This is a genomic window from Lentibacter algarum (assembly GCF_040580765.1).
In the GTDB taxonomy this organism is placed as follows: domain Bacteria; phylum Pseudomonadota; class Alphaproteobacteria; order Rhodobacterales; family Rhodobacteraceae; genus Lentibacter; species Lentibacter algarum.
The window spans coordinates 2,365,169-2,389,615 of record NZ_CP158687.1; the positions used below are offsets into that span (position 1 = coordinate 2,365,169).

General features: G+C 55.7%; 24 protein-coding genes and 1 pseudogene. 13 read left to right on the top strand and 12 right to left on the bottom strand.

Annotated features, from left to right (window positions below):
• The first annotated feature begins 51 nt into the window (after nucleotides 1-51).
• Genes argB through DSM117340_RS11720 form a run of 4 tightly spaced genes read left to right on the top strand, consistent with a single transcriptional unit; the run spans nucleotide 52 to nucleotide 2,862 of the window.
• Nucleotides 52-912 (top strand): acetylglutamate kinase, encoded by an 861-nt coding sequence (gene argB, locus DSM117340_RS11705; protein WP_177170680.1) that lies wholly within the window; start codon nucleotides 52-54, stop codon nucleotides 910-912.
• A 47-nt stretch (nucleotides 913-959) separates the two neighbouring features.
• A complete protein-coding gene (locus tag DSM117340_RS11710; RefSeq protein WP_349379420.1) occupies nucleotides 960-1,754 on the top strand; it encodes a sterol desaturase family protein in 795 nt (264 codons plus the stop codon).
• A complete protein-coding gene (locus tag DSM117340_RS11715) occupies nucleotides 1,730-2,362 on the top strand; it encodes a ferredoxin (RefSeq protein WP_354689657.1) in 633 nt (210 codons plus the stop codon). Before DSM117340_RS11710 ends, DSM117340_RS11715 begins: the two co-directional genes overlap by 25 nt.
• Nucleotides 2,359-2,862: a histidine phosphatase family protein gene (locus DSM117340_RS11720; RefSeq protein WP_349379419.1), complete on the top strand. Its 504-nt coding sequence runs from the start codon at nucleotides 2,359-2,361 to the stop codon at nucleotides 2,860-2,862. The genes DSM117340_RS11715 and DSM117340_RS11720 overlap by 4 nt, the downstream gene beginning before the upstream one ends.
• On the opposite strand, the gene DSM117340_RS11725 is transcribed toward DSM117340_RS11720, so the two are convergent.
• Both DSM117340_RS11725 and DSM117340_RS11730 read right to left on the bottom strand, forming a co-directional pair.
• Nucleotides 2,828-3,931 (bottom strand): DUF2235 domain-containing protein, encoded by a 1,104-nt coding sequence (locus DSM117340_RS11725; protein WP_273486316.1) that lies wholly within the window; start codon nucleotides 3,929-3,931, stop codon nucleotides 2,828-2,830. The two genes, DSM117340_RS11720 and DSM117340_RS11725, sit on opposite strands and share 35 nt — an antisense overlap.
• A 212-nt stretch (nucleotides 3,932-4,143) precedes the next feature.
• On the bottom strand, nucleotides 4,144-5,271 hold the full coding sequence (locus DSM117340_RS11730) for a type III PLP-dependent enzyme (protein ID WP_354689658.1): 1,128 nt from the start codon (nucleotides 5,269-5,271) through the stop codon (nucleotides 4,144-4,146).
• A 103-nt stretch (nucleotides 5,272-5,374) separates the two neighbouring features.
• Between DSM117340_RS11730 and DSM117340_RS11735 the strand changes: the two genes are divergently transcribed.
• On the top strand, nucleotides 5,375-5,806 hold the full coding sequence (locus DSM117340_RS11735) for an Lrp/AsnC family transcriptional regulator (protein ID WP_089891742.1): 432 nt from the start codon (nucleotides 5,375-5,377) through the stop codon (nucleotides 5,804-5,806).
• A gap of 94 nt (nucleotides 5,807-5,900) precedes the next feature.
• Here DSM117340_RS11735 and DSM117340_RS11740 read toward each other — a convergent pair whose 3' ends face one another.
• From DSM117340_RS11740 to DSM117340_RS11750, 3 genes are all read right to left on the bottom strand, one after another.
• Complete coding sequence (locus tag DSM117340_RS11740; RefSeq protein WP_349379418.1) at nucleotides 5,901-8,945, bottom strand: valine--tRNA ligase; 3,045 nt, start codon at nucleotides 8,943-8,945, stop codon at nucleotides 5,901-5,903.
• Between the two features lie 252 nt (nucleotides 8,946-9,197).
• Entirely contained in the window at nucleotides 9,198-9,983 is a 786-nt protein-coding gene (locus tag DSM117340_RS11745) for a crotonase/enoyl-CoA hydratase family protein (RefSeq protein ID WP_349379417.1), read from the bottom strand.
• Between the two features lie 54 nt (nucleotides 9,984-10,037).
• Nucleotides 10,038-10,208, bottom strand: a complete 171-nt coding sequence (locus tag DSM117340_RS11750) for a Tat pathway signal protein (protein WP_089891752.1) — start codon at nucleotides 10,206-10,208, stop codon at nucleotides 10,038-10,040.
• 98 nt (nucleotides 10,209-10,306) lie between these two features.
• Here DSM117340_RS11750 and DSM117340_RS11755 point away from each other — a divergent pair, with 98 nt between their 5' ends.
• Nucleotides 10,307-11,416 (top strand): pyridoxal phosphate-dependent aminotransferase, encoded by a 1,110-nt coding sequence (locus tag DSM117340_RS11755; protein ID WP_354689659.1) that lies wholly within the window; start codon nucleotides 10,307-10,309, stop codon nucleotides 11,414-11,416.
• A gap of 104 nt (nucleotides 11,417-11,520) precedes the next feature.
• Here the strand turns inward: DSM117340_RS11755 and DSM117340_RS11760 are convergent, their stop codons facing one another.
• From DSM117340_RS11760 to ppk2, 3 genes are all read right to left on the bottom strand, one after another.
• Nucleotides 11,521-12,405, bottom strand: coding sequence for a hypothetical protein (locus DSM117340_RS11760; protein ID WP_349379415.1), 885 nt, complete (start codon nucleotides 12,403-12,405; stop codon nucleotides 11,521-11,523).
• Nucleotides 12,387-13,010 (bottom strand): DUF1007 family protein, encoded by a 624-nt coding sequence (locus DSM117340_RS11765; RefSeq protein ID WP_349379414.1) that lies wholly within the window; start codon nucleotides 13,008-13,010, stop codon nucleotides 12,387-12,389. The genes DSM117340_RS11760 and DSM117340_RS11765 overlap by 19 nt, the downstream gene beginning before the upstream one ends.
• A gap of 78 nt (nucleotides 13,011-13,088) precedes the next feature.
• Nucleotides 13,089-13,997 carry a polyphosphate kinase 2 gene (ppk2, locus tag DSM117340_RS11770; protein WP_273497011.1) on the bottom strand — a complete coding sequence of 303 codons (909 nt, stop codon included), beginning with the start codon at nucleotides 13,995-13,997 and terminating at the stop codon, nucleotides 13,089-13,091.
• Nucleotides 13,998-14,228: 231 nt separating this feature from the next.
• Here ppk2 and DSM117340_RS11775 point away from each other — a divergent pair, with 231 nt between their 5' ends.
• From DSM117340_RS11775 to dtd, 3 genes are all read left to right on the top strand, one after another.
• Complete coding sequence (locus DSM117340_RS11775) at nucleotides 14,229-14,561, top strand: helix-turn-helix transcriptional regulator (protein WP_089891764.1); 333 nt, start codon at nucleotides 14,229-14,231, stop codon at nucleotides 14,559-14,561.
• 593 nt (nucleotides 14,562-15,154) lie between these two features.
• On the top strand, nucleotides 15,155-15,778 hold the full coding sequence (locus DSM117340_RS11780; RefSeq protein ID WP_354689660.1) for a hypothetical protein: 624 nt from the start codon (nucleotides 15,155-15,157) through the stop codon (nucleotides 15,776-15,778).
• 118 nt (nucleotides 15,779-15,896) lie between these two features.
• On the top strand, nucleotides 15,897-16,334 hold the full coding sequence (gene dtd, locus DSM117340_RS11785) for a D-aminoacyl-tRNA deacylase (RefSeq protein ID WP_349379412.1): 438 nt from the start codon (nucleotides 15,897-15,899) through the stop codon (nucleotides 16,332-16,334).
• Here the strand turns inward: dtd and DSM117340_RS11790 are convergent.
• Nucleotides 16,331-17,521, bottom strand: a complete 1,191-nt coding sequence (locus DSM117340_RS11790; RefSeq protein WP_349379411.1) for an aminotransferase class V-fold PLP-dependent enzyme — start codon at nucleotides 17,519-17,521, stop codon at nucleotides 16,331-16,333. The two genes, dtd and DSM117340_RS11790, sit on opposite strands and share 4 nt — an antisense overlap.
• 150 nt (nucleotides 17,522-17,671) lie before the next feature.
• On the opposite strand from DSM117340_RS11790, the gene DSM117340_RS11795 reads away from it, so the two are divergent.
• Complete coding sequence (locus tag DSM117340_RS11795) at nucleotides 17,672-19,555, top strand: ABC transporter ATP-binding protein (protein ID WP_349379410.1); 1,884 nt, start codon at nucleotides 17,672-17,674, stop codon at nucleotides 19,553-19,555.
• On the opposite strand, the pseudogene DSM117340_RS11800 reads toward DSM117340_RS11795, so the two are convergent.
• Nucleotides 19,491-20,105: pseudogene (locus DSM117340_RS11800) on the bottom strand (glycosyltransferase); the annotation flags it as partial. The gene DSM117340_RS11795 and the pseudogene DSM117340_RS11800 overlap by 65 nt on opposite strands.
• A 67-nt stretch (nucleotides 20,106-20,172) precedes the next feature.
• On the opposite strand from DSM117340_RS11800, the gene DSM117340_RS11805 reads away from it, so the two are divergent.
• Nucleotides 20,173-20,913 (top strand): folate-binding protein, encoded by a 741-nt coding sequence (locus DSM117340_RS11805; RefSeq protein ID WP_354689661.1) that lies wholly within the window; start codon nucleotides 20,173-20,175, stop codon nucleotides 20,911-20,913.
• A gap of 54 nt (nucleotides 20,914-20,967) precedes the next feature.
• On the opposite strand, the gene efp is transcribed toward DSM117340_RS11805, so the two are convergent.
• Nucleotides 20,968-21,531 (bottom strand): elongation factor P, encoded by a 564-nt coding sequence (gene efp, locus DSM117340_RS11810; RefSeq protein WP_089891781.1) that lies wholly within the window; start codon nucleotides 21,529-21,531, stop codon nucleotides 20,968-20,970.
• A 218-nt stretch (nucleotides 21,532-21,749) separates the two neighbouring features.
• Here efp and DSM117340_RS11815 point away from each other — a divergent pair, with 218 nt between their 5' ends.
• Both DSM117340_RS11815 and DSM117340_RS11820 read left to right on the top strand, forming a co-directional pair.
• Complete coding sequence (locus DSM117340_RS11815) at nucleotides 21,750-22,070, top strand: DUF6280 family protein (RefSeq protein WP_089893590.1); 321 nt, start codon at nucleotides 21,750-21,752, stop codon at nucleotides 22,068-22,070.
• A 74-nt stretch (nucleotides 22,071-22,144) separates the two neighbouring features.
• Nucleotides 22,145-23,593, top strand: a complete 1,449-nt coding sequence (locus tag DSM117340_RS11820; protein WP_349379408.1) for a cobyric acid synthase — start codon at nucleotides 22,145-22,147, stop codon at nucleotides 23,591-23,593.
• Between the two features lies 1 nt (nucleotide 23,594).
• On the opposite strand, the gene DSM117340_RS11825 is transcribed toward DSM117340_RS11820, so the two are convergent.
• Nucleotides 23,595-24,446, bottom strand: coding sequence for a hypothetical protein (locus tag DSM117340_RS11825; RefSeq protein ID WP_282058741.1), 852 nt, complete (start codon nucleotides 24,444-24,446; stop codon nucleotides 23,595-23,597).
• Between the last annotated feature and the right edge of the window lies 1 nt (nucleotide 24,447).

The window sequence follows — 24,447 nt, forward strand, 5'->3', positions numbered from 1 at the left end:
GCCTTTGCCTGCAATAAGGTCAAATTGTGCAACTGAATGAAGGCGCAAAAAATGAAGACTCAGAACATGAACCGAGACTGGATTGCCACTGCCCGCACATTGAACCAAGCATTGCCCAATTTGCAGCGCTACACAGGCGCGATTGTGGTGGTGAAATTCGGCGGCCACGCAATGGGTGATGACGCGGCGATGGACGAGTTCGCCCGAGATATCGTTCTGATGCAGATGGTTGGGGTAAATCCCGTCATTGTTCATGGCGGCGGACCGATGATCAACGAAAAGCTTGATGCTCTTGGTATCAAAAGCGAGTTTGTGAACGGCAAGCGCGTAACAGACGCCGCAACGGTTGAAGTGGTCGAGATGGTGCTCTCTGGTCTTGTGGGCAAACGTATCGTCCAAGCCATCAATCGGCAGGGTGGCAAGGCTGTTGGATTGTCGGGCAAAGATGCCAATCTGATGGTTTGCAAGCAAACGAACCCAGACCTTGGCTTTGTTGGTACGCCAGACAAGATGGACGCAAGCATTCTACGCGACCTCTTCGAAAAGGGCACCATTCCTGTAATCGCACCCATCGGGGCGGGCCATAATGGCGAAACCTTCAACGTCAACGGCGATACCGCTGCAGGTGCTATTGCTGCGGCTCTCAAGGCCGACAGACTTTTGCTACTGACAGATGTCGAAGGCGTGAAAAATAAGTCTGGCGACGTTTTGACCGAGCTCACCTCACAGTCTATCCGCGACATGATTGCCGATGGGACAATAGCGGGCGGGATGATCCCTAAGACCGAAACCGCACTTTTGGCGATTGACGGTGGAGTGCGCGGCGTTGTCATTCTGGATGGGCGGGCGCCTAATGCCTGCTTGCTTGAGCTGTACACATCCCATGGGGCGGGCACACTTATTCGTGGCTGACGAGAGAGTGACTTGTTTCATCGCGATTGGGAGATCATATTCGAACTATGGAACATGAAGCTCTTATACGCCTTAGTATCTTTATCGGCCTGTTTGCCCTTCTTGCAGCGGCAGAAGCCTATCTGCCAAGGCGCGCTCGACAGGTTCCACGCAAGACGCGTTGGAGGACAAACTGGGGGTTCTCGCTCCTAAATACTGGTGCTCTTCGCCTGCTGGCGTTTGGCCTTCCACTCTTGGCAGTGGGCGCCGCTATTGATGCAGCGCAGAACGGTTGGGGGCTTTTCAACCTGCTAGATTGGCCAAGTGGGCTAGAGCTTGTTCTGGCTATTCTCTTCTTTGATTTCGCGATTTGGCTACAGCACCTCATCACACATAAAGTGCCTCTGCTTTGGCGCCTGCACCGTGTTCATCACGCGGATACAGAAATCGACGTGACGACAGCCATTCGCTTTCATCCAGTGGAAATTGCATTGTCGATGCTTCTCAAGATCGGCCTCGTCTATCTGGTAGGCCCTGCTGCACTCGCTATCATCCTGTTTGAGATCATTCTCAACGGCACAGCCATGTTCAATCATTCGAATCTCGCCCTGCCCCGTTGGCTCGATAAAGCTGTGCGGCTTGTCCTTGTCACGCCAGATATGCACCGCGTACACCACTCCGTTCATCGCTCCGAACATGACAGCAATTACGGCTTTTCGCTTTCAATATGGGATAGGATCTTTGGAACCTATATTGCTCAGCCCAAGGACGGACACACCAAAATGAAAATCGGGCTTCAATGGCAAGATCCACGCCCCTCCAAACTTGGCTGGAGCCTATGGTTGCCCTTCATGAAGCGCTGACCCCTGCCCCAGAGCAAGTGGCGCTCGCCATCTTTGGCGCGTTTCATGAGCGTGAGGAGACACTTGTGTTGCTTGGTCCACATGAACCTGGGTTCTGGGCCCACTTCACGGCCTCCGCGGAGTATCAAGACGGTCAGCCTGACCCGCTGGATCGCTGGTCTCGCCGTATTATCACTCGTCTGGCTGAGGATTGGGGCGGTGCTCCCGTGTTTCCATCGGATGGGCCGCCCTATGCGCCCTTCCTCTACTGGGCCTTGGAGACGGGCCAAGCGTGGCAATCGCCCGTCGGCATGCTTGTGCATGCGCGTGCAGGTTTAATGGTGTCCTATCGTGGCGCTGTGCGTCTACAGGGCCGCCTGGACCTGCCGCCACCCGGTACAAACCCCTGCAGAAACTGTGCTGATAAGCCTTGCCTGACCGCTTGCCCTGTGGGGGCTCTCAACGCGCAAATGGAATACGATGTGCAACGCTGCAAAACACATATCGCCCACCCTGAAGGCAACACCTGCCTAACGCAGGGCTGTCTCGTACGCCGTGCCTGTCCTGTGTCTCAAGCCTATGCCCGCCTTCCCGAACAATCAGCCTTTCACATGAGGAGCTTTTTGTGAGTCTTGAGTTAATTGTTATGCGTCATGCAAAGTCCAGCTGGTCTGATCCTTGCTTGTCGGATCACGACCGCCCGCTTAACGGACGCGGGCGTGCCAGCGCTAAGGCCATCGGCACATGGATGAAAGAGGAAGGCTATCAGCCAGACCAGACGCTCTGTTCCACTTCGACGCGCACACGCGAAACGCTTGATCACCTCGAATTAGATACAGAGACAAACTATTTAGAGCCCCTTTATCATGCGAGCGAAGACAGAATGCTTCAGCTTTTGCAAAATAGAGCCAAGGGCAAGAGCGTCTTGATGCTTGGACACAATCCGGGAGCCGCCTTTTTCGCGCAAGCTATTTTGAGTAAACCCCCAAAGAGTGATGCTTTCTCGCTGTTTCCAACAGCGGCCGTTTTGGTCGTGCGCTTCGACACAACAAACTGGCGTGACCTGCGCTTTGGACAGGGAACTCTTGCCGCGTTTATCGTGCCACGAATGCTTTTGCCCCAAACTTAGACGCCTTGATGCGTGGCAAACTTGGAGCCCAGCCCGCAGCCATCGCCCTCGCATCAACACTTTCATGAAGGCTTTCACAAGCTCCAGCCCCGACACGGCGACGTCCGCGCAGTAGAAAGAGCTTACCCCAGCTTTTCCATGTCCCCACAGATTTGGCCGCAGGGTCACGCGGAAACCGCGCCCGCCAGCCTTGTGGCAAGGGCAGCCCACAACTTTCGGCGCGTTCGAGCATCCACACAAGCGGAATATTGGATAAGAGCCGTGCTTCGGCATCACCATCAAGCTGACCACCAATGTCACCATGTGTTCCTGGAAACCACACTTGTTCCACGCGACCCTGCCAGTTTTGCGGACACTCCCAGAGCACTGGTTCAAAAACAGAGCGGGTCTCATGCAAGGCAAGCGCCTGAAAACCATGGCGAATGGCCGAGCCCAGCTGGTGATTGTGAAAAGCGTGATTGCTCTCCGACCAGCGCCACAATAGCGGCAGGCGAAGCCCTAAGGCCTTCACTGTATCCCAGACACCAACCATCTCGACCTCGGCCTTTTCATGGCAAAACTGAGCTTGAAACGCAGCCTTCTGGGCATTGCCTGCCCCCAGTTGGTAAAGCCGATAAGCTTGCTCAACATTTCGCTCTGTCGCGTGCTCAGGACGCAAAAGGCCCACCGCATCGATCACACCAGCAAGTGAGCGAACAGCATAAGCGCCTCGCGAATACCCAAAGAAAAAGATTTTATCGCCGTCACGATAGCGCGACGCGAGATAGCCATAGGCGCGCTTAATCTGACGGTTGACCCCGCGCCCCATTAAAACATGATGTGTGCTGCGCCAATCGTTCCACTGAACACCAGCCTCATAGAAAACCGAAACTGGCCCGCCCGTTTCGCTCAGAAGCCGGAAAGTCAGTCCAGCATTGGTTTCGCAGCCCGGCTTAAGCGACGACATTGTACCATCCAGAACAATCACATGGCTCATAGGGCCACGGACCCGCTTCATAGCGGTTTGACCGTGCCGTTGATCTGGCCAGATCAGGCCAAAGAGGCGTTTTCCCATTCGATTAAATGACATAGCTCTTCTGCTTTTATTACACATCCACTTTGCTGCATTCTTCACTCACTGCCCAAGCACAGTGTCGTGAGAGGTATGAAACTTAATTCCGCTCGCGAAACACATGCACCTACGCTCTGGCATGAGCACAGGGGAAGCTCTTGCTTACGCAGACGCTAGCATCAAATTTTGGCAAGCTTAGGGCACAATCATGCCGAGAGGTGTTTTGCAAATCACAGTCGTTTGACAGTGATAACGTCGCGAACGCCATATCCATTAAAGCGGGTTGCAATGGCAAGAGAATATGCGCCCATGCCTGCAAAGAGGAGGTAGTCCCCTTCCTCCAAGCCTTCAGGAAGGCTTACAGGTTTGGGCAAACAATCAAGACTGTCACATGTTGGTCCAAAAACAGTTTGTGGCCGCTCGCCTCCTTCTTTCAACGCACCCCTTGCTGTCAAGCAGCTGACACGGTCTGTCGCCGATATGTCGCGCCATTCGGCAAAGCCGCCGTATATTCCGTCGTTGAGAAAAACGGTTCCGTCAGCGCGGATGGCCTTTACGCAGGCCAAAAGAGAAAAGCTCTCGGCAACCATCGCGCGTCCAGGCTCACAAACCAGCGCAGGAGGTAGCTCAAAAGCCTGTCTGACTGCCAAATCAATCTCTTGAAACACACCCTCAAGATCGGGGGCCATTCCGCTGCGATGCGAGGCAAAACCACCTCCAACATTCAACCGCTCGGGTGTAACGCCAGCTTGCTGGGCGATTGACGAGGCAGCCCGAATATACTGCACCCAAGCGTCGGGACTGTCGCACTGTGTTCCGGGATGAAAGGTCAATGCGGGGCGATAGCCCGCCGCAGCCACTGCTTGCAATATTACAACAGCCTCAGCAGGGGTTGCACCAAACTTGGCACCAAAATCATAATGTGCGCCTTTAACAGGCAGCTTAAAGCGCACGGCAACTTCCTCAGCGGCGTGTTGAGGTGTGCCAAGCTTGACCAACTCTGCAAGATCATCAACCGACCAAGACCGAACGCGGGCAGCTTTGCCCACCGCAATTTCGGCGCGTGAGCGCACAGGGTTGTTGTAATGCAAATCTGCTGTTGCAAAGGCCGCCCGCACCTGAGCGATCTCTTCGGGGCTGGCCACATCAAATCCGCTCAATCCAGCGGCGACAAGGTTCTCCAAAACTTCGGGTGCGGGGTTGGCCTTCACGGCAAAGGTGACCTGGCCCCGAAAACCACGGCAAAACCTATCAGCTTGCTCGCGCAAAACCCTTGGCGCAAAATACATGACAGGCGCTTCAGGCCGCTTTAGCCCAATGTGCTCTTCTGGAGTCTCAAATACGCCACGGTCAAACATCGCTCTGCCTCGCTTTTCTTTTAAGTTTTGCGCGAAAATTGATCGTTTTCATGCGGCAATTCTGATATATTGCCAAATAATATTGTCAAAGTGACGTAAATTTATGAAAAGTGACGAAGTTGACGCAAAGCTTGTAGCTCTGCTTGCAGAAAATGCTCGCACGCCTGTGGCCACCTTGGCACGCCGGCTCGGACTTGCACGCACGACTGTTCAGACCCGCATCGAACGGCTGGAAACCACAGGTGCTATTGCTGGCTATACGATCCGCCGCGGTGCAAAAGGACGCGCGGCCTTGCGTGCGACTGTGCTCATATCGATAGAGCCGCGTTCAGGACCAGCTGTGCTTGCCCGTCTCAAAGCGCTATCAGGTGTCGAGCAAGTGCATACAACCTCTGGCCGATGGGATTTGATCGCTCTTCTGAGCGCCCCAACAACAGAAGCATTGGATGACACTCTGGATGACATTGGCGCCGCAAAGGGCGTCCGTAGCTCCGAAAGCCTCATTCATCTCAGCACAAAGATAGACCGCAGCTAAGAGCGATTTCGCTTTTTGATTTCGGTAAATATGCTGTGGGTGCAGGGGCAAAGCCCCTGCACCGGTCAGATCATCACAACGTGAAAATTCGACATTAGATTTCTGCCAAGCGTTTGAGAGCAGCCTTCATCAGCCCCTCTTCCTCTTCACGCTCGGCCAGATTGGCACGCGTTTCCTCGACAACTTCGTCAGGAGCACTTGCAACAAACTTGGGGTTTCCAAGCCGTCCGCGCATCCCGCCGATTTCTTTAGCAAGCTTTCCAAGGCTCTTTTCGAGACGCGCTTTCTCCTCATCAACATCAATGATGTCCGCAAGAGGAAGGCCAAACTCGGCGCCTGTCACACTGAGCGCAGCTGTGCCTTTCGGGAACTCTGCCACGACATGCAATTCATCCATCCGAGCGAGCTTCTTGATCAGGGCTTCATTGCCATCATAGGCAGCCTTCGCCTCCTCGCTCATATTGCGAACGACAACGGGCACTTTCAGACCAGCAGGCACATGCATCTGCGCACGCACAGAGCGGATTTCTTCGATAAGACCAATAACCCAGTTCATTTCGGCATCCGCCGCCGCATCGACAAGCTCGCTCCCGTAGGTTGGCCAATCGGTATGCGCGAGAATCTTTTGACGCTCTCCCAACGTGCCCCAGAGTTCTTCAGTGATAAACGGCATGATCGGGTGCAACAGGACAACACATTGATCAATCACCCAAGCCATTACGGCCTGTGTTTCAGCTTTTGTGACAGCGTCCCCATCGAGCAGCAGCGGTTTGGAGAATTCGACATACCAGTCGCAGACTTTGCCCCAGACAAAGGCATAAAGCGCATTGGCCGCATCATTGAAACGATAGGCCTCAAGTGCCGCATCAACTGTTTCCCGCACTTTGGCGGTCTCACCGATGATCCATTTGTTCACAGTCGCGCTGGCCTCTGGCACGGCCCCGTCAGAGCCAACAGCCTCGTTCATTTCGGCAAAGCGCGCTGCGTTCCAGAGCTTGGTTGTGAAGTTGCGATAGCCGGTGATCTTTTGTTTTGAAAGCTTGAGAACACCCCCCAGCGCCGCCATCTGCGCATTGGTGAAGCGCAGCGCATCGGCGCCGAATTCGTCAACAATTTCAAGCGGGTCGATCACGTTGCCCGTGGTCTTGGACATCTTCTTGCCCTTCTCGTCGCGGACGAGCTGATGCAGATAGACGGTGTGAAATGGGATCTCGTTGACCACAGCTTTTTGCATCATGATCATCCGTGCCACCCAGAAGAACAGAATATCCGCGCCCGTGACAAGCACATCTGTCGGGAAGTAGCGCTTCATCTCGTCGGTGTCTTCGGGCCAGCCAAGTGTACCAATCGGCCAGAGTCCAGAAGAGAACCACGTGTCGAGAACATCAGGGTCGCGGTAAAGAGCAATGTTAACCTTATTGATCTCGTTGCCCATAGACATAGCTGTCAGCTGGTTTAGTTCCGCATAACTCTTTGCCTGCGACCCCTGTTCAACTTTTGCGTTCCCTTTGTCCGAAACAACTACCTTCACCTCAGCGCCAGGAACCCACCCCTCGTAGAATTTCTTCGCATTTTCTATAGCTTCAGCTTGAGTCGAGGCACAAAACTGGTTGCCAAATATGTCAAACCAAACTGGGATCTGATGCCCCCACCAGAGCTGACGGGAGATGCACCAAGGCTCGATATTTTCCAGCCAGTGATAATATGTTTTCTCACCACTTTCAGGCATGATCTTGATCTCGCCATCGCGCACAGCATCCAGCGCAGGACCGACAACTTTCTCAGCATCGACAAACCATTGATCCGTCAGCATCGGCTCGATCACCACTTTGGAGCGATCGCCAAAAGGCTGCATGATGGGTTTGTTCTCGACATGGGGGACAAGCCGGGTTTGGGGCTCGCCATCTTCATCTTCAAACGCTTCAGACACCATCACGGCCAAACCCTCGGCCGTGATTTGCTCTACAACAGCCTTACGCGCCGCAAAACGGTCTAGCCCACGCAGCTCTTCGGGCACGAGGTTAAGCGCATCAGCCTCAGAAATAGTGAGCGTTTGCAGACCCTTAGAGACAGACATCGCCACGGTCGCTGCCTCGTCATAGCTGGCTCCGTCAGAACGCATCGCGCCTTTGGTGTCCATCAGGCGATAGAGTGGAATGCCCGCGCGCTTGGCGACTTCATAGTCGTTGAAGTCGTGCGCGCCAGTGATCTTCACAGCACCCGACCCAAAGGCCATGTCAGGGTATTCATCTGTGATGATCGGAATGAGGCGGCGATGCTCTTTTGGCCCTACGGGAATCTCGCAGAGCTGGCCTATGATAGGCGCATAGCGTGCGTCATCAGGGTGCACTGCCACGGCCCCGTCACCCAGCATTGTCTCGGGGCGAGTGGTGGCGATCGAGATGTAATCGCGCTCTTCCGAGAGGGTCACATTGCCCTCTTCGTCTTTCTCGACGTAGGTATATGTCGCTCCGTTCGCGAGCGGGTATTTGAAGTGCCACATGTGACCAGCAACCTCGAGATTTTCGACCTCAAGGTCGGAGATCGCTGTTTCAAAATGCGGGTCCCAGTTGACCAGCCGCTTGCCGCGATAGATGAGACCTTGCTCATACATTTCAACAAAAACCTTGATCACAGCGTCGTGGAAATTCGGCGAATTCTCGTGGCCAATGCGCGGGTCACCCTCTGCACCTGCCATGGTAAAAGCATTTCGATTCCAATCACATGAGCAGCCAAGGCGCTTCAACTGATCGACAATCGTCCCACCGTACTGCCCCTTCCATTCCCAGACTTTTTCGAGGAATTTCTGACGCCCAAGCTCGCCGCGCGAGGGCTGGCCTGTCGAGGCCAACATTTTCTCAACCTGCATCTGCGTGGCAATGCCTGCATGATCCTGACCTGGCTGCCAGAGCGTGTCAAAGCCGCGCATTCTGTGCCAACGGATCAGGATGTCTTGCAAGGTATTGTTGAAGGCGTGGCCGACGTGCAAAGCCCCAGTCACATTCGGTGGTGGGATCATGATTGTGAAGCTCTCGTCGCGCGAGCGGTTCGCGCCTGCGCGGAAGGCACCGGCCTCTTCCCACATTGCGGTGAGGCGCGGCTCGGCTTCGCTTGCGTTAAATGTCTTTTCCATCGCCATGAGTGTCTGCCCTTCTTGGGGTTTTCTGTTGCCTCACCGTCTACCCAATGCGCAGGCAAAACCCAAGGGTCAAAACCGCACGCAAAGACGCGACAGTAAAAGCATCGTACCGCATGGTTAACGCAGTTTTTTACGCCCGAAAACAGGGGGGTGAAAAGCGTGCACAACCCGTACACAACCCGTGCACCGCCTGAATCGTGATTTCGTTAACAGAAATTAACTTAATCGAGCGCGCGCTCCGGCCTCATAGCCCTAGAATTTCGGCGCGCGGTTTTGCATATTTGCTGCGATCACTTCCATCTGCTCGGGCTTGCCGATGAGGTCTGTTTGCTCACGGCTTTCCGCCAAGAGCACTTCGTCTTCAGAGACCCCGCTTTCGGCCAGCCCGATGAGCCGTTTGGCCGCGCGGATGGCAGACGGACTTTTGGAGGCGATCGTCGCCGCGAGCGTTTGCGCTGCTTCAAGCGGAGCTTCGGACAGTTCCGTCACAAGGCCCCACTCAAGTGCTTGCGTCGCACTCACCGGCTCGGCGGTATAGGTCATTTTGCGGATCACATCCGAGCGCGCAAGTGCCGGCATGAGGACCATACCGCCCATGTCGGGGACGAGGCCCCATTTCATTTCCATCACCGCCAGTTTCGCATCAGGGTGCGCAATCCGAATATCCGCCCCAAGCGCGAGTTGGAACCCAGCACCATAAACCGCACCGTGAAGCGCCGCGATCACAGGCACAGGAATACGCCTCCAGACCATGCAGAGCTCTTGAAACAGGTTGGTGTTGCCGAATTCGCGCGGCATGATCCGTGCCTCGGGGTCACCTGCGGCCAAAACGGCGAAGCTCTGAACATCAAGCCCCGCGCAAAAAGCGCGCCCCTCGCCCGCAAGGACAACCGCGCGGATGCTTTGATCTGTAAGAAGCGCCTGCCCTGCAGCAACGAGGGCCTCCGCCATCTCGATATCAACCCCGTTCATTTTATCAGCACGGGTCAGCGTGACATGAGCGATATGATCTTTGATCTCGGTGGTAACGCGGGGCATCAGCAAAACTCCTCTTTGGAAGAAGCCTAGCGCGCCTTCGCCCGCCAAAAAAGCTTAACGTAAAGGCACAATCTTCTCGACCGCGCGCATCATGCCGAGGGATTTGTCATAGACCAGCGTCAGGATACGGCGACTGCCCGTTTTACTGGCGACAGTCGGCACGGCGCGCACCGCACCTGCAGCGAGTGTCGTTCCGATAAAACCACGACGGGTGAGTTTGGCCATGATGCGCTCTCCAGTTGCGAATGACTCTCATTTAGGTTAGATTGAAACGATTACAAGTCCACTTGCCGCGATGCCCCGCTTTGGCATACTCAAGCAACATGACACATACACGCTTCACAAAGCTCGCCGAGAGCCTGCCCGCCACCGTCCCTTTTGTCGGCCCTGAAGCTCAGGAACGCGCCATGGGAAAACCCTTTGCCGCGCGCGTCGGGGCGAATGAAAATGTCTTTGGCCCCTCGCCTCTGGCACTCAAAGCCATGGCCGAGAGCCTAAAAGATATCTGGATGTATGGTGAAAGCGAAAACCATGATCTACGTGCCGCGCTGGCGCTCCACCACGGCTGCGCTCCTGAGAACATCATGGTCGGCGAAGGCATAGACGGGCTTTTGGGCTATCTCGTGCGCTTGCTTGTCGAGGAGGGTGACGCAGTCGTGACCTCCGATGGAGCCTATCCGACCTTTAACTACCATGTTGCGGGCTTTGGCGGCGTCTTACACAAGTTGCCATACCGTGACGATCATGAGGATCTGCCCGCGCTTCTTGAAAAGGCCCGCGAGACTGGGGCAAAGCTTGTCTATTTTGCCAACCCAGACAACCCGATGGCAACGTGGAGCAAGGGCGCAGACGTGCTCAAGGCGCTTGAGCGCCTGCCAGAGGGCTGCCTTTTGGTACTGGATGAAGCCTATATCGAATTTGCCCCCGAAGGCACGGCCGCCCCTATCGAAATCGAAGATCCGCGCGTCATCCGTATGCGGACGTTTTCCAAAGCCTATGGTCTGGCCAGCGCGCGTGTTGGCTATGCCCTTGGTGCTGCGCCGCTCATTATGGCCTTTAACAAAATCCGCAATCACTTTGGCATGAACCGTACCAGTCAGATTGGCGCTTTGGAGGCCCTTAAGGATCAGAGCTATCTTGGAGACACGCTCGCAAACGCCAGCGCAGCGCGTCAGACAATTGCAGAGATTGCGTCTGCAAATGGTCTCAGCAGCCTGCCTTCGGCGGCTAATTTTGTCGCAATCGATTGCGGGCAGGACGGTGCCTTTGCCAAGGCTGTGCTCGACGGGCTGATCAAACGCGGCGTGTTTGTTCGCATGCCCTTTGTTGCGCCACAAAACCGTTGCATCCGCGTGAGCTGCGGCACACCAGCCGATCTTGACGCACTCGCGGCCGCTCTGCCCGAGGCTCTGGCAGAGGCACGCACCATCTAGGCCTTTTGTATTGCATGAAGCGTACCAGACCCCGCGCTCTCAAAACACAAAACGGCTTTTGGGAGGGTGCGCGCCGTCCCTTTTGGGGATGCTTAAAATGCAATCTATACGAGGGAGAAAGCCACCACGGCGATAAGTAGCCCTGCGCCAAGCTCAAGAACAGCCGAGAGTTTGAGCGCCGAGGCACTTCCCGCCATGGTCCCAAAAGCACTTTCGCGCATCACAACCGATAGCACCGCCACAATCACTGTGACGCTTGCCGTACCAAGACCCATGACAAAAGCTCCGGCAATGCCCACCAAATCGATCTCAAGCCGCCATGTCAGGATCAGGAGGAACAGCGCGCCTGTACAGGGGCGGATCGCCACAGAGCCAATCACCATAATGGCATCGCGCAGGCTGTGCACTGCCCCCGCCTCTTCGGCGCTTGGGCCGTGTTTATGGCCACATCCACAGCTGCCATCGGCGTGCTGCGTGTGGCCACGATGTTGCCAGATGCCATAAAGCTTACGCCCTCCTCGCAACGCAAGCCATAGGCCCACAAGCGCAATCGCAAGATAAGAGGCTGGTGCAAGCCAGTCCTCAGCCAGACCTGTCATGGCTTGGCGCGTTAGGCCGAAAAGAAAGACACCCGCATACACCAGCAATACGGCAGCCGCCGCTTGCCCGAGACTTGAGAGCACCGCGAGGGTCGACAGCCGGACCACAGGCACGCGGCGTGCAGCGCCATATCCACCAATGATCAGCTTGCCATGACCTGGACCAGCGGCGTGAAAAAAACCGTAAGCAAAACAGAGGCCCATGAGCCCCCAGAAAGCCCCGGGCTCGCCCGCTTTGAGCGCGCGCAACAGGCCCGCCATCGCGTTTTGGACATTGCGCTGGCCCTCCGCAGCCCATGTTGAAAGATCAGAGGCACCCCCCAGCCCCCAGAGCCAGACAGCAAGGGCCACAACCGCAGCAAGGGCAATACTCAGGAGGCTGGTGCGCATGTGACGATAATCTCATCTGCAAATTCTTCGCCGACTTCGGGGTAATCAGCTTCGGGATTGTCTACATCGTCTCCCAGAAGCTCAGCTTCGAGCCTCTTGGCGGCATCAAGATCGGCTTTTATCACTTTGGCCTCACAGCCCCCTGGCAAATCAATGCCAAGGCCAAGATCGTAGGCTGTATAATACGTCGGATCAAAAGCCTTGAGGCTGAGCGTTTTCGCAGAGCGCTCAAGCGCGCGGAAGTGGCGGGTGACGATCTGGCCTTTTTCTATGCTTGTGCCGCGGTTCTTGGGTGGGCCCAGCGCAAGCTTGCCTTCGACGCTTGTCGCGTAGAGATCGCCCTCAAAGCCCTCGATCCACTTCAGGTCAAACCCGTCCAGCTCTGCCATCTCGATTTGAGTGAGCTTGCCATCAAAATCATCATCCAGCCCCATGTCTTCGAGGACGAGCAGGGAATATAGCTCATCATAACGCCAAGTGACTTCGACGCCCTCAACCATTCCGCTCTGTCCGCGCACGAGCTTGAGGCCCGTTTCGACAAAGACATGCGGATGCGCAGTCAGCGGCGCGGCAAGCAGACAGAAGATGGCACTCAAATATCGCATAGTTCATCCCATAAGTCGCTGCGCGCGCCGTCGCAATGGGGGCGCGCAGGACTTGGCAAGAAAGTGCCACTGCACGGTCTACTTGCTGCGGCGTTGATCAGGGTGCAGGGAGGCGCCCAAAATGTGATCGGCGCGGTGGATCACATGATTGGCACTGTTGCAGATGAGCGGATCAGGAGTGCCGATCAACTCGACGTCTTTGCCCGGGTAGTCGATGCTGGCGAGAAAATGGCGCATACAGGCCAGCCGCGCGCGCTTTTTGTCGTTGGATTTGATCACAGTCCAAGGCGCATCGGCCGTATCCGTATAAAAGAACATCGCCTCCTTCGCCTCGGTGTAGTCGTCCCATTTGCCAAGGCTGGCCTTGTCGATGGGGCTGAGCTTCCATTGCTTCAAAGGGTCAGTTTCGCGGCTGGCAAAGCGGGCACGCTGCTCTTCTTGGGTGACCGAGAACCAATATTTGTACAGCCTTATGCCTGAGCGTACGAGCATTTGCTCTACATCAGGGGTCTGACGCATGAATTCGAGATATTCGTTTGGCTCACAAAAGCCCATAACCCTCTCGACACCTGCGCGATTATACCAGCTGCGGTCATAGAGCACGATCTCGCCGCTGGTGGGCAAGTGCTGCACATAGCGCTGGAAATACCATTGGCCGCGCTCTTCGTCTGTTGGCTTGTTCAGAGCGATGACGCGGGCGAAGCGCGGGTTGAGATGCTCGGTGAAACGCTTGATTGTGCCGCCCTTGCCCGCAGCATCACGCCCCTCAAAGAGCATAACAATCTTCTCGCCCGTCTCTTGGGCCCAGTGTTGAACCTTCAGGAGCTCGGCTTGTAGGGCGGCCTTCTGGGCCTCGTAGTCGCGCTTACCGATTTTGGTTTTGTAGGGATAAATCCCGTTTTCAAACGCGCGGCGCGCCGCCTCGAGATTGGGGCTACCTTCCTTTGACTTCGCTTTGGAAACGGGAGATGTTGTATGTGTGCTCATGCGCGAGACCTTCCTTCAGGGTTCGCTGAACTTATATATTATTAGGCTAAAGCGCGCTTTGACCTCGCTCAACCTCGCCCGCAAAGGGGAATTGAGTTGTTTTATTACCCTATAAATTAACTAAAAATTAATCTTTAACTTTTGTAGAATTTACACAAGCGCTAGACTGTGACAAAGTCCGCGCGCAAGCGTCGACTATAAGGCGCTAGAAATACAGAAGGCTAGGTAACTGTGGCGAGTTTTGATTTTAAGCTGTTTCGTGAGAACCTTTTATCTCATATGAAAGCCAAAGGCCTCAAACCAGCACAGCTATCCAAAATGGCGGGACTAAACCCGCGCGCCGTGAAAGACATTGAAGAAGAGCGGATCAAAAATCCGCGCATCCAAACTGTCCTTGCGCTGGAGGCCGCTATGGAACTGCCTTTTGGCAAACTCCTCGGCAAATCCATCGACGAGATCGACAGCGAGCTTCTCAGCCTTCTTGGAGAGCTTGACGAAGCAACCCAGAAACAGCTCCTGATGACTCTTCAATCTCTGTCGTCGAACAGAACCCATTCTCTTTAAGCTTTAAAAGAAAATTAAGCCGGACCTGGGGTGAGGTGTTTTCAAGTAGCGCCTTGTGGAACGGGCGTTCACACAAAACGTCTGTGCAATTTGAGTCTATCGTTTGAAAATTTGACATTTGCCTGTCTTTCTTAGTGCTCGAACTCTTTATCGAAACGACTAACTTGCTAAATGTCCCCACACCCTTATTCGCCTAAGTTGATTCTAAGATCAATGATAAGTTCGTGGTTTCCTCAAAAAACATGCGTTTCGTCTTCGCCTCTTGCAGAGGCCACACCTTGCAAACCGAACGTTTGGCCTGCATGGTACATCGAAAGTGCTCCACCCCCAGCGGTGTCTGCTGACTTTTTTTGACACATATTATAGTTGACCTTCTGACTCAAGCGTTTTTCCCGTTTTGAGCTAAAGATGATTCTAATTTTACGTTTCTCACTATTTTTTACTGTAAATAAACACTTATCCACAAAACATTCGACAATGCGCTGACGCCAGAATGCAACACAAGATTGTGCTCTCGGCCCTTAGAGAGCGGCGGATTCTTGCTTAATGTGATTTAACACAATATTAAGATTTCAAAAGCAGAGGGCAAATTAATGTTCGCAAACACATCAATGACGTCAAAGCATGTCACACGGAACGAAGGCTTGGTTGCGCGGCTTATTGCTGCAGCACGGCTTCGCAAAGGCAAAACTGCGCGTGATGCGCAGCCAGACAACTCACTTTTGGATACTCTTTTTGCTGAAGCGGGCCGTCGGTCCAGCCGTTCACCCTTCTATACGCCGCGTGAAACAGCAAAGGTTTTGAGCGAATTTGACACCCTGCGACGTGGTTTTGTTTATGTATTTGCAAACCAGTCTCACCAGACCCACAATCTGAAGATCTGGCTTGAAGACACGTTCGGAGCGAAAGTCATTTTCGTGTATGAATGCGCGATCTTTCATGAGTGGCTGCAAAGCGCAAAATCTGATGCGAGCATGATTTTTGTGGATGAAGACAGCTTTGAGGGCGACGCTCCGAGCTTCTCGCGCTTTATGACCTCTCTGCACCGCGAATGCGAAGACAAGCCTTTGGTTGTTTTGTCTCGTGACGCGACACTCAACGAATTTTCTGATGATGACGAAAAGATCTGGGATGTGACGCTGAAAAGCCCGCTTTCCAAGACCGCCTTGTGGCTGGGGATCAATGTCGCGTTGGACTTTGCGAAACGGCGCCAATAACGCTGTTTTGGCGGCGGGCCATGGTCTGCTCGACGTGGCCCGCCTGCCTTGAATTGACCTCCTCTCCCTGTCGTGTCACGCATGCGCCCTGAGCCATGCGAGCCAAGGGGAGCGGAATATGAGAGCGCTACTACAACGTGTCAGTGAAGCCCAAGTCAGGGTAAACGGGGCCGAGATCGGCGCTTGTGGACGGGGTCTGATGATACTCGTCTGCGCGATGCAGGGCGACACAGCTGAGGACGCCACGCGGCTGGCACTTAAAATCTCCAAACTCAGAATTTTCACCGATGACGGCGGCAAAATGAACCGCTCAGTGCTTGATATAGCCGGTGAAGCACTTGTGGTGAGTCAGTTTACGCTCGCTGCGGATACGTCACGCGGCAATCGCCCTGGCTTTTCGGCAGCAGCTCCGCCTGAGGAGGGCAAGGTGCTCTATGAGAAATTTGCCCGCAACTTGGGCGAGCTTGGCGTGCCTGTGGCCACAGGCGAATTTGGTGCAGATATGAAAGTCTCGCTGATCAACGACGGGCCTGTGACGATCTTTATGGAAAGCTAGGCCAAGGCCGCGGCGGCGGCTTCTAGCGCGCCTGATCCGCGCGGCACATTCAGTGAGGAAAAGGCCGCCTCGATGCTGCCAAGCGTCCCCATGACCATCTGCGCATTGATGTGACCCATGTGACCAATCCGGAAAAATCCATTGCCTTCAGGGTCTTCGGGCGTAGACATCCCAAGACCGATGCCAAGCGTAAGACCTGCTTCGCCTTCGGTCCATTGGCGCAGGCGCAGGCCATGCTCCACCCCGATATGCAGAGCTGTGACAGCACAGGAACGATGCGTACGCTCAGCAACATTGAGCTTGAGCGGGCCACCCTGCCCCCATGTTTCGCACGCAGCCCAGATTGCCCCTGCCATACGCACGTGGCGTGCCCAGACGGCTTCCATGCCTTCAGAATGCAGCATTTCAAGGGAGGCTTGTAGCCCGTAGAGGTGATGTGTTGGCGCTGTCCCTGCAAAATACTGCCAGAGGGCCTGCGGGTTGGCACGCGGCGTCCAGTCCCAATAGAGGCTGACACGGGGCATCGCGGCGCGCACGGCGGCTGCCTTATCGCTAAAGAAGACAAACCCAAGTCCAGGAGGAACCATAAGCCCCTTTTGAGAGGCCGCGACCATGACATCGACGCCCCAAGCGTCCATTTCAAAGTGATCACACCCCAAAGAGGCGATGCAATCTACCGCAAGAAGCGCATCATGGCCTGCCGCGTCGATCGCCGCGCGCATTTCAGCAATATTATTTTTTACGGAGGTAGACGTATCGACATGGGTGCAAAGCACCACTTTGATCTTGCCTGTCGTGTCTGCACGCAGGGCCGCTTCCAGTGCCTCGCCTGTCGCTGGCGCTTTAAGGCCGCAATCAAGTGGAATAACTTCGGCCCCAAGGCCGCGCGCCACTTCGGCCCAACCGACGCCAAAACGACCATTATAAATTCCGAGTGCTTGGTCGCCCTCGGCGAGAATATTGCTCAGCGCGGCTTCCCATGCACCATGACCGTTGGCGATATAGATTGTTGCGTTCTGCTCGGTACGCGCCACGGCTTTGAGGCCTGAGATAAGCTCTGGCATCATATCAGGCAGCTCGCCAGCGTAGATATTGGGCGAGGCGCGGTGCATTGCGCGCAAGACGGCGTCAGGCATAACAGACGGCCCCGGAATGGCCAGATATTCGCGTCCACCAGATGCTGACATTGCACTCTCCTTTACCACTTTCGTGGCGACTTTAGACCCATGCTGCGCCGCGTCAACACCGCTTGAACACAGCTCTGCGCGCGCGCAAACCTTGCCAGCCAGCCCGCCCTTCTCTAAACGCATGTGAAAGGCAACAAAGAATGGCCCCTGATGAGCGACACTTCAAATCCGAGTGACAAACTGTTTGGCTGGCTTTGGCGCAGCTATCTTAAGCGCTTTACGTCTTATCTGCTGATTGCGCTGATGTTTATGATCCTCGAAGGCTCTATGCTGGGCGCGCTCAGCTACATCATGCGGCCGATGTTTGACACCGTGTTTATTGCGGGCAATGAGACGGCCATCAAATGGGTGGCGCTGGCGATCTTCGGGATTTTTGCCTGTCGCGCCGTCTCGGCAGTGGGGCAGAAAGTCACGCTTGCCTATATCGTTCAGAAGATGGCCGCCTCCCTGAGGACCGACCTTCTGGCGCATATCATGCGCCAAGACGGAACCTTTCATCAGACCCACCCGCCCGGCTTTCTCATTCAGCGGGTGCAGGCGGATGTAATGGCGATCAATGATGGCTGGCGCGCGCTGATTATGGGTGCGGGGCGCGATTTCATCACGCTCATGGTCTTGATGGGGGTCGCTGTCTCCGTTGATTGGAAGTGGACGGTTGTGGCGTTGATTGGCGCTCCTGTTGTTCTCGCGCCCACGCGACTTGTGCAGAAGTTTGTCCGCCGCCGTGCGGGTGAAGCGCGCGATCTTGGTGCAAAGCTTGCCACACGGCTTGATGAGGTCTTTCACGGGATTGTACCTGTGAAGCTCAACCGTCTTGAGGGCTACCAAAGTGAGCGCTACGGCCAGCTCACAGACAAGCTTGTAAAAGCCGAAGTCCGCGCCCATGCGGGCAGCGCTGTTGTTCCTGGACTGATTGATATCATGTCGGGCCTCGGCTTTGTCGGGGTCTTGGTTTACGGCGGCTCCGAGATTATTGCAGGTGATAAATCCGTCGGGCAATTCATGTCTTTCTTTACGGCCATCGGCTTTGCCTTTGAGCCCCTGCGCCGTCTTGGTGCGGTGAGCGGGCAATGGCAGATTGCAGCCTCGGGGATCGAGCGGCTGCGCGAGCTTCTGGAGATGGAGCCAAGCATGCGCTCGCCTGCGAACCCGAAGCCCGCACCGCAGGGCACGCCCGAAATCGCGCTGCGCGATGTGACGCTCGCCTACGGCGATACGACAGTGTTGAAAGGCGCAAGCCTCTTTGCTGAAGCGGGTAAGACAACAGCGCTTGTGGGGGCATCCGGAGCTGGGAAATCGACCATATTCAACTTACTGACACGTCTCGTGGACCCAGACAGTGGCAGCGTGACGCTTGGCGGCGTCGAGACGCGCGATATGACACTAGAAGACCTGCGCGGCCTGTTCTCTGTGGTCAGTCAGGATGCGGCTCTGTTTGATGAGACGTTGCGCGAGAACATTCTCTTGGGGCGCACTGATGTTTCTGAAGAGCGCTTGCAAGAGGTAATCGAGGCGGCACATGTGGCTGACTTTTTGCCCCAGCTTTCTGACGGCTTGGAAACGCCTGTTGGCCCGCGCGGATCAAGCCTCTCTGGCGGACAGCGTCAGCGGGTCGCGATTGCGCGGGCTTTGCTGCGCGATACGCCAATTCTACTTTTGGATGAGGCGACATCGGCGCTGGATGCGAAGTCAGAAGCTGTTGTGCAGGACGCGCTGGAACGCCTCTCCAAGGGACGCACAACGATTGTGATCGCACATCGGCTCTCGACCGTGCGGGACGCCGATAAGATTGTTGTCATGGATGCGGGGCGCGTTGTCGACGAAGGCACCCATGAAGCGCTTCTGGCAGGCGATGGGCTTTATGCGCGACTGCATGACTTGCAGTTTAAGACGAGCGGTCAGACCGCCGATAAAGCTGCGCTAGCGCGGCAGGGTCGGCGCCGCAAAAAAAGCGCAACAAAAGCCACAGATTCTTCCCACCACGCTGCACCCAGCCTTCTGTCTCGTATTTTTGCGCGTCTGTCAGGGCGGTAAAGCCAAGCGGCACAAGCTGGCCCCTTAGGGCACGGGCGAGCGCGACATCTTCCATGAGCGGCAGCTCAGGATATCCGCCTGCATTGGCGAGTGTTTCGGCAGCGACCAGCAGCGCTTGGTCGCCGTAAGGCAGACCGAAGAGACGCGCGCGCAAATTGGCCCAGCCCGCAACGAAGCGGGGGGCTGCGCCACGGGCGGCAAAAGCAAGCTGACCAAAGCCTGCTTTGGTCGGGGCTGACTTGATATGGTCAAGCATCGCCTTGCTCCAACCTGCTTCCAGAACTGTGTCGGCATGCAAGATCAGGAGCCAAGCCCCTTGGGAGGCCGCAACACCACGGGCAATCTGAGCGCCCCGCCCTGCGGACCCTGCGAGCCAAATCGCGCCTGCGGCCTCGGCGATGGCTGCTGTTTCGTCCATTGAGCCACCGTCTGTCAGGATCAGCTCGCGGATCAGGCCCGCCTCAAGCCCTTCTCCCAGCGCACCAAGGCAGGCAGGCAAGCCAGACGCCGCATTGAGCGTGGGAATAATCACCGAGACAGGTGCGCGCATGAACTGGCCCTTTCGTTTGCACTTTCCTCCCCTATATTACGCGTAAGCGCGAATGGGGAGAGCAGCGATGAGCCGCGAGATACTAAAAATTACAGGCGAGGACCGCGAACACTTCCTACAAGGGCTTGTGAGCAATGACGTTACACGGCTGAAGCATGGGCTGGTCTACACCGCCATGCTGACACCTCAGGGCAAGTATATTGCGGATTTCTTTCTTGTGCCTGCTGGAGACGCGATCTTGCTTGATGTGGACGCGCGCCTTGCGCCGATGCTGATGCAGCGCCTCACCATGTACAAACTGCGCTCTAAGGTGAGCCTTGAGCCCGCTGGGCTTTGCCTGCACCGTGGCTTGGGCGCTGTGCCTGAGGGTGCTTTTGCAGACCCGCGCCATGAGGCGTTGGGCTGGCGGGCGTACCGCGAAGACCCTCAGGGCGAGGACAAGACCGACTGGGACGCCTTGCGCATCGCGCTCGGCGTGCCAGAGACGGGTACCGAGCTGACGCCAGATAGCTTTATTCTTGAGATGGGCTTTGAACGCCTCAATGGCGTGGACTTCAAGAAAGGCTGCTATGTCGGCCAAGAGGTCACTGCGCGGATGAAACATAAGACCGAACTGCGCAAGGGTCTGGCTCGGATTGAGGGCGAGGCGCCGCTTACGGAGGGTGCGGAGATCATCAGCGGCGGCAAGGCGGCGGGGACTGTGCTCAGCGTTGCGGGGACGACGGCACTGGCTTATCTGCGATTTGATCGGACCGAAGCAGGGCTTGAAGCCGAAGGGCAGAGCCTGAGCTTTGAGCGCTTAGACTGACACAAAAAAGCCCCCGCCAAAGGCGAGGGCTTTTTTCGGACGCGTTGCTAGACTTTAGGCGCGCTCGGAATATTCCATCGTGTCAGTGTTGACGATAATCGCCTCATCCTGCCCGACGAAGGGCGGAACCATGACTTTGACGCCGTTTTGCAAAATCGCTGGCTTGAAGCTGTTGGCAGCTGTCTGACCTTTGACCACTGGCTCTGTCTCGGCAATCACACAGGTGACTTTCTGCGGCAAGGTTGCGTGGAGTGCTTCATCTTCGTGAAACTCCACGTAGATTGTCATGCCATCTTGCAAGAAGGGGCGACGCTCACCAAGCAGATCGGCGTCGAGCTGAACTTGGTCGTAAGTTTCTGTGTCCATGAAGATGAGCTGACCTGCATCCTCATAGAGGAACTGCATGTCTTTTTGCTCGAGGCGGACGCGCTCAACTTTATCGGCACTTCTAAACCGTTCGTTAAGCTTTGATCCGTTACGAAGGTTCTTCATCTCAACTTGAGCGAAGGCTCCACCCTTTCCGGGCTTTACGTGATCGACTTTGACAGCAGCCCAGAGGCCCCCGTTGTGCTCCAGAACATTCCCGGGGCGAATTTCGTTTCCGTTAATTTTAGGCATTATGGCAAAACCGTGGCAAAAGGTTGATCGGATTTAGGCTGCACCTATATCTTGGGGGAACACCCTTGGCAAGAAACCCATATATCGTGGTGCATTTGCTGAAAGATATGCACAAAACGCAAGGGAGCTATGCAAATACGCCCTATCCGAATCGGAATAAAGCGGTCATAACGAGCCTCACGCCGAAAAAGACAAGAGCAAAAAACAAAGGACGGATCATGAGAGATTTCGTTGACGGCACGGCCTTCAATAACGAGCAAGGCAACCGTGCACGTAAACTATTTGCAGCCGTGGTACTGGCTGCCCTCGACGATGCTATCGCCGATGATAAAAAGTATGGCAACGGCCCTGAGCAAATCGCGCGCTGGGCCCGCTCGCGTGATGGCCGTGAAGTGCTGTCCTGTGCGGGGATTGACCCGAACGAACGCGTTGTAACTGGTTTGATGGACTTCGTGTCCAAAGGTGTTCGTACATCTGTTGCGCTGTCGCGCGAAGAGAGCGAGCGTCGGAATGCTGCTGCACAGGCTGAAGCCGCCTAAGCACACCGTTCTATTTTGCAAAATCGGCCCTCCCTCGGGGGCCTTTTTTGTGTCTGGCATATGGAAAAGCGCAGATGACCAAAGCAGTGATGATACAGGGCACAGGCTCTGATGTGGGCAAGTCGCTTCTTGTGGCGGGCTTGTGCCGCGCGGCGGCCAATCGTGGCCTCAGCGTTGCGCCGTTTAAGCCGCAGAATATGTCTAACAACGCCGCCGTGACGGCAGACGGCGGCGAGATCGGCCGCGCGCAGGCCCTTCAGGCACTGGCCTGCCGCATTGCGCCGCACACCGATATGAACCCCGTGCTCTTAAAGCCCGAAAGCGAAACTGGTGCGCAAGTGATTGTGCAGGGCAAACGCGTGGGCACGCAAGCGGCGCGCGACTTTGGCAAGAAAAAGCAAAGCCTTATCGGCCCCGTGCTGGAAAGCTTTGAACGGCTCAAAGCGCAATATGATCTTGTGCTTGTTGAGGGCGCTGGCAGCCCTGCCGAGATCAATCTGCGCCGCGGTGATATTGCCAATATGGGTTTTGCGGAGGTTGCGCATGTCCCTGTGATCCTTACGGGGGATATTAACAAAGGCGGAGTGATTGCCCAAATTGTGGGCACGCAGGCTGTTTTGCCACCCGAGGACACGGCCCATATCAAAGCCTTTATTGTGAACAAGTTTCGCGGCGATGTACGCCTCTTTGACGACGGTCTGAGCGCGATCGAAGCGTTTACGGGGTGGCCCTCGATGGGTGTTGTACCGTGGTTCTTTGAAGCCTGCCGCTTGCCTGCGGAGGATGCACCAGAGCTTGGGCTTGGTGGCGACGGAAAGCTCAAGATTGCTGTGCCGCTTTTGTCGCGGATTGCAAATTTTGATGATTTTGACCCGCTGGCGTCGGAGCCTGATGTCAGCCTTGTGATGGTCCCGCCAGGGCAGCCCCTGCCCGCGGATGCAACACTTGTGATCTTGCCTGGCAGCAAATCCACTATCGCGGACCTCGCCTTCTTGCGTGCGCAGGGCTGGGATATTGATCTTGCGGCACATATCCGCCGTGGCGGGCATGTGTTGGGCATTTGTGGGGGCTATCAGATGCTGGGGTGCGAGATTGCCGACCCAGAGGGGCTGGAAGGCGCGGCGAGCGCTGTAGCAGGCCTTGGGCTTCTGGATGTGGTGACCGTAATGCGCCCTGAAAAGCGGGTGCAGCTGACACAGGCAGCAGACAAGCTGACTGGCGCGCCAGTCAGCGGCTATGAAATTCACCTAGGAGAGACCACAGGTGCGGACTGCGGGCGCGGCTGGCTGACTGTTGAGGGCGCAGCGCATGGCGCAGCAAGCCAAAATGGGCGGATCAGGGGCTGCTATTTACATGGATTGTTTACATCAGATCGCTACCGAGCGGCCTTTTTGCAGGGCTATGATGCAAGCTCAAATTTGAGCTATGATGCGGATGTAGACGCCATTCTCGATGCGCTTGCGGCACATCTAGAGGAGCATCTCGACATCGATCAGATTTTGGAAATAGCCGCGCAGGCCTGAGTTATTCGAACTCTTGCGCCATCAGCGCACGGTGAATTTCACGCCGCACGAGCTTTCGAACATTGCGGGTGATCCGTTCGCCCAAAGCGCCTTGCAGCTCTTGACGGACGATATCAGCCACCATTTCGCGCAGCGCATCTTCATCTAACAAAGTCTCGTCCCCTGCGAGGAAATCGTATTCATCCTCCGCTTCGGTGACCTCGTCGGCCTCATCCGCAGCATCAAAGTCATGATGCTGCTCTGCAAACGCCTCAGGGGCAGACATATTCTCATCGGTATCGTCTTCATTGCCGTGGTCTTCCCACTGCAAAGTCTCGACGCTTTCTTCGTTTTCTTCTTCCCATTCACCGTCTTGGCTCGAAACAGCTGCTTCTAACTGCTCGATGCGGTCCTTCAGGCTTTCGCCTTCTGGCGCTTTGCTGTGTTCATCTGCGCTCTGTTCGAGCGCCTGTTCTACTTCAGCAGCGCGCTCTGCGCCCTCTTCAGACACGGCCTCTGGCTGTGTCTCTTCAGACACCTCAGCGTGGTGTTCTACGGCTTCGGTCGCATCTTCGGCTTCGTCTGCCGCTTCGATTTCGAGTTCGGCTTCTGCTTCAGGCTCTGAGCTATCTTCAGATTCAACCACGGTTTCTGGCGCTTCGGCAACTCTGAGCGACGGTGTCAGAACAAGCTTGTCGAGCACCGCAGGCTTCTCCGCAGGGCTCTCGGCTTCGGAGACGGGCTCAGGGGCTTTGTTTTCAAAAATCTTTGAGGCCTTACGAACCTCGGCTTGCGCGCCGCCGCTCTCTGAAACGAGCCTGCGTATGGACGACAAAACGTCTTCGATTTCCACGTTTGTTACGGGGTCTGACATT

Excerpts from the sequence above, each read along its gene's own strand:
- DSM117340_RS11815 (WP_089893590.1), top strand. The coding sequence starts at position 21,750 with ATGAGAGATTTCGTTGACGGCACGGCCTTCAATAACGAGCAAGGCAAC.
- DSM117340_RS11730 (WP_354689658.1), bottom strand. The coding sequence starts at position 5,271 with ATGTTTGACCGTGGCGTATTTGAGACTCCAGAAGAGCACATTGGGCTA.
- DSM117340_RS11750 (WP_089891752.1), bottom strand. The coding sequence starts at position 10,208 with ATGGCCAAACTCACCCGTCGTGGTTTTATCGGAACGACACTCGCTGCA.
- DSM117340_RS11820 (WP_349379408.1), top strand. The coding sequence starts at position 22,145 with ATGACCAAAGCAGTGATGATACAGGGCACAGGCTCTGATGTGGGCAAG.
- DSM117340_RS11760 (WP_349379415.1), bottom strand. The coding sequence starts at position 12,405 with ATGCGCACCAGCCTCCTGAGTATTGCCCTTGCTGCGGTTGTGGCCCTT.
- DSM117340_RS11790 (WP_349379411.1), bottom strand. The coding sequence starts at position 17,521 with ATGTCAGCATCTGGTGGACGCGAATATCTGGCCATTCCGGGGCCGTCT.
- DSM117340_RS11805 (WP_354689661.1), top strand. The coding sequence starts at position 20,173 with ATGAGCCGCGAGATACTAAAAATTACAGGCGAGGACCGCGAACACTTC.
- DSM117340_RS11755 (WP_354689659.1), top strand. The coding sequence starts at position 10,307 with ATGACACATACACGCTTCACAAAGCTCGCCGAGAGCCTGCCCGCCACC.
- efp (WP_089891781.1), bottom strand. The coding sequence starts at position 21,531 with ATGCCTAAAATTAACGGAAACGAAATTCGCCCCGGGAATGTTCTGGAG.
- DSM117340_RS11710 (WP_349379420.1), top strand. The coding sequence starts at position 960 with ATGGAACATGAAGCTCTTATACGCCTTAGTATCTTTATCGGCCTGTTT.
- argB (WP_177170680.1), top strand. The coding sequence starts at position 52 with ATGAAGACTCAGAACATGAACCGAGACTGGATTGCCACTGCCCGCACA.
- DSM117340_RS11825 (WP_282058741.1), bottom strand. The coding sequence starts at position 24,446 with ATGTCAGACCCCGTAACAAACGTGGAAATCGAAGACGTTTTGTCGTCC.
- ppk2 (WP_273497011.1), bottom strand. The coding sequence starts at position 13,997 with ATGAGCACACATACAACATCTCCCGTTTCCAAAGCGAAGTCAAAGGAA.
- DSM117340_RS11715 (WP_354689657.1), top strand. The coding sequence starts at position 1,730 with ATGGTTGCCCTTCATGAAGCGCTGACCCCTGCCCCAGAGCAAGTGGCG.
- dtd (WP_349379412.1), top strand. The coding sequence starts at position 15,897 with ATGAGAGCGCTACTACAACGTGTCAGTGAAGCCCAAGTCAGGGTAAAC.
- DSM117340_RS11795 (WP_349379410.1), top strand. The coding sequence starts at position 17,672 with ATGAGCGACACTTCAAATCCGAGTGACAAACTGTTTGGCTGGCTTTGG.
- DSM117340_RS11725 (WP_273486316.1), bottom strand. The coding sequence starts at position 3,931 with ATGTCATTTAATCGAATGGGAAAACGCCTCTTTGGCCTGATCTGGCCA.
- DSM117340_RS11780 (WP_354689660.1), top strand. The coding sequence starts at position 15,155 with ATGTTCGCAAACACATCAATGACGTCAAAGCATGTCACACGGAACGAA.
- DSM117340_RS11740 (WP_349379418.1), bottom strand. The coding sequence starts at position 8,945 with ATGGCGATGGAAAAGACATTTAACGCAAGCGAAGCCGAGCCGCGCCTC.
- DSM117340_RS11745 (WP_349379417.1), bottom strand. The coding sequence starts at position 9,983 with ATGCCCCGCGTTACCACCGAGATCAAAGATCATATCGCTCATGTCACG.
- DSM117340_RS11765 (WP_349379414.1), bottom strand. The coding sequence starts at position 13,010 with ATGCGATATTTGAGTGCCATCTTCTGTCTGCTTGCCGCGCCGCTGACT.
- DSM117340_RS11735 (WP_089891742.1), top strand. The coding sequence starts at position 5,375 with ATGAAAAGTGACGAAGTTGACGCAAAGCTTGTAGCTCTGCTTGCAGAA.